General features: G+C 72.1%; 2 protein-coding genes. Both read right to left on the minus strand.

Annotation, left to right across the window (positions count from 1 at the left end):
* Nucleotides 1–1273, minus strand: a 1273-nt coding sequence (locus tag ACPT94_RS42090) for a sialidase family protein (RefSeq protein ID WP_425248153.1), incomplete at its 3' end; no start/stop codon positions are given.
* 231 nt (nt 1274–1504) lie between these two features.
* Nucleotides 1505–2566: a LacI family DNA-binding transcriptional regulator gene (locus tag ACPT94_RS42095; protein ID WP_360352381.1), complete on the minus strand. Its 1062-nt coding sequence runs from the start codon at nt 2564–2566 to the stop codon at nt 1505–1507.
* Between the last annotated feature and the right edge of the window lie 223 nt (nt 2567–2789).

Genomic DNA, 2789 nt, shown 5'->3' on the forward strand with positions numbered 1-2789 from the left:
AGGTGCCGTTGGTGGTGGAGCCGCCCGCGATGGTGAGCTTCAGACCGCTGCCCGCGTTGGAGACGGTGTAGGTGGCCCCGTCGGAGATCCCGCCGCCCAGGTCGATGATGCTGTAGGTGACGGGGTTGGAGAGGTTGCTGCCCCCGTTGCCGCCGCTGAGCACCAGCAGGCTGTGCCCGTCGGCGAGCGGCACCATGCCGCGGCTGTAGCCGGCGGCGACGTTGGAGCTGATGCGCGTCCAGGTGTTCGCGGCGCCGTTCTGCGTGTTGAGGAACAGGTCGCCGGTGTTGTACGCGCTGACGGCGAGGGTGCCGTTGGGCCCGCCGGTGGGCAGCCACGTGACGTAGGGAGTGCTACGGGGCACCACGCCGTCCGTCGACCGCAACGGGATGCCGGTGACCGAGCCGAACGCCTCCGGGTCGGAGGAGATCTTGTAGTAGACGGAGAAGTTGCCCTCGGGGGCACCGCCGTACTCGTACGTCATGAGGAAGTTGCCGTTCGGCATCCTGGCCACGGTCGGCATGCCCGGCCGGTTGCTGTAGGTGGGCATCGCCACGTCGTCCACCACAGGACCCCAGGTGCGGACGTCCGTGGAGACCTGGTGCACGACCTTCTGGCCGTGGGCGGTGTCGCGCTGGTCGGAGTAGTAGACGATCAGCTTCCCGCCGGACACGAGGAAGAACGGCTCCCAGACGGGGGTGTTGCCGTTCGTGTCGAACGCGGCGCCGCCGGTGGCGATGTTGCTGACGAAGCTCCAGGTCTGCCCGCGGTCGGTGCTCGCGTAGACATCGATCTTGATGGCCGAGCGGTCGGCGGGGACGGAGGCTCCGGCGGCCAGAATGGTGCCCGCCGGGAAGTCGCCCATCGCCGTGGGCAGTTCGAACAGCTCGGGCTCCCAGCGCATGCCCCAGCCGTTCTGCGTGTCGGCGACGTCGGAGATCTTGCTCCAGGAGTTGCCGTTGTCGGTGCTGCGGTAGATCGGGAAGACGGGGGTGCCGTTGGTGTACTGCTCGAACGTGGCGAGCAGCGTGCCGTTGGCCGAGCCGTTGTACTTCAGGCGCAGCCCCCGCGGGTAGAGCGAGCCGGGCGAGGGCGCGCCCGACGGCGGGGTGTACATCGTCTGCGACGGGCGGGAAACGGCGTGTGCCCTGCCCGCTGCGGGCAGCACGACCGTCGCCGCGGCGACGACCAGGGCGAGCAGCAGGAAGAGGAGAGATGCGGGGCGGGAACGCTGAGCGGCGCCGGATCTGGCGCCTGGCTGCGCAGGGGACATTGTGCGGCTCCCATGACGGGGGAAGGAAGGTGTGCTGGATGTCCGCCGCTCCCCGGTCGGGGCCGGGTGGAGATCGGCGGAGTTCAGTGGGCGCGTCGCCCGGGAAGCGGGCGGACGGCGCAGCGGGGCACGGCCGGGCGCGGCCGGCGGGCCCGCGGCGGGACCGGCGTGGGTGACGGCTCCGTGTGTCCCGGGCGGGCGGTCGTACTCACAGGTGGTTCGGGGTGTTGTTCAGGGGGTGCGCGGCACCGTCCGGCCCCGGTGGGGCGGCGGTGCGGTCGAGCCGCGGACGACGAGTTGGACGGGTGGGTCGCTCGCCGGGGGCAGTTCGGTGTCCGGTTTCTCGATGGCGTGCACGAGAAGCCGGATTCCTTCCCGGGCCGCGGCCTCGAAGGGCTGCGGCGCGGTGGTCAGGGGAGGAGAGACGTAGGCGAAGACGGGGTTGCCGTCGAAGCCGACGACGCTGACGTCCTCGGGCACACGACGGCCGGCTTCCCGCAGGGCGTGGATCAGGCCGATGGCCATCTCGTCGCCCGCCGCGAACACGGCCGTCACCGAGCTGTCCAGGGCCAGCTCGCGGCCGGCCGCGTACCCGGAGGCGGGCGACCAGTCACCCTCGACGACCGGCGGTTCGTGGGCGCCCCGTGCCGCCAGTGCCGCCCGCCACCCCTCGACGCGGTCCTTGGAGGCGTACCAGCGGCCCGGACCGGCGAGGTGGTGGACGGTCGCGTGGCCCAGATCCAGCAGGTGCTCGGTGGCCGCCCGCGCCAGTGCGCAGGCCCCCACGCTCACGGTCACCGTCCGGGCGGCGGTGAAGGCCGGCGGCGCCCCCAGGAAGAGGACCGGCACGTCCACGCCGACGGAGACCTCCCCTTCCACGCTGGGCTCGGAGACGACGACACCGTCCACGCCCTGCTCGAGGAGCGACTCCACGGCGCCGGCGATGCCTTCCGGGTCGCCGTCCGGCGTGTTGACCACGCGCAGCGCGTAACCCGCGTCCCGCACGGCGTGTTCGACGTGCACGAGCAGGGAGGCGGTTCCGTACCCGGCGGTTCCCAGCGCGACCACACCGATCGAGCGAGTGCGCCCGGAAGCCAGTGCCCTGGCCGCGTGGTTCAGCCGGTAACCGAGTTCCTCCGCGGCCGCGAGGACGCGCCGGCGGACCTCCTCCGAGACGTACGGCTCGTGGTTCAGGACCCGAGAGACGGTCTTCCGTGAGACACCGGCCAGCTCGGCGACGTCCGCGCTGCGCGGCGCGGGGGACCCCGCGTTCCGTACCACCCCTGGTGTCATGAACTCTCCCGATGGCAGGAGGCCCGCATGGAGCGAGGCCCACCGTATGACCGCGCGGTCTGACCGCGCGGTCATGTCTACGCAGTCGCGCGGCCCACGTCAAGGGGTCCGCGGCAACACGGTGGCGTCAAAGCCCGCCGGCCTGGTCCCGCCGTCGGCCGTACGACCGACGACGGGACCAGGCCGGCGAGGTGCTCAGCAGGGGTCGCGCAGATCCTGGGAC

Source organism: Streptomyces aurantiaciflavus (genome assembly GCF_049808595.1).
In the GTDB taxonomy this organism is placed as follows: domain Bacteria; phylum Actinomycetota; class Actinomycetes; order Streptomycetales; family Streptomycetaceae; genus Streptomyces.

Excerpts from the sequence above, each read along its gene's own strand:
- ACPT94_RS42095 (WP_360352381.1), bottom strand. The coding sequence starts at position 2,566 with ATGACACCAGGGGTGGTACGGAACGCGGGGTCCCCCGCGCCGCGCAGC.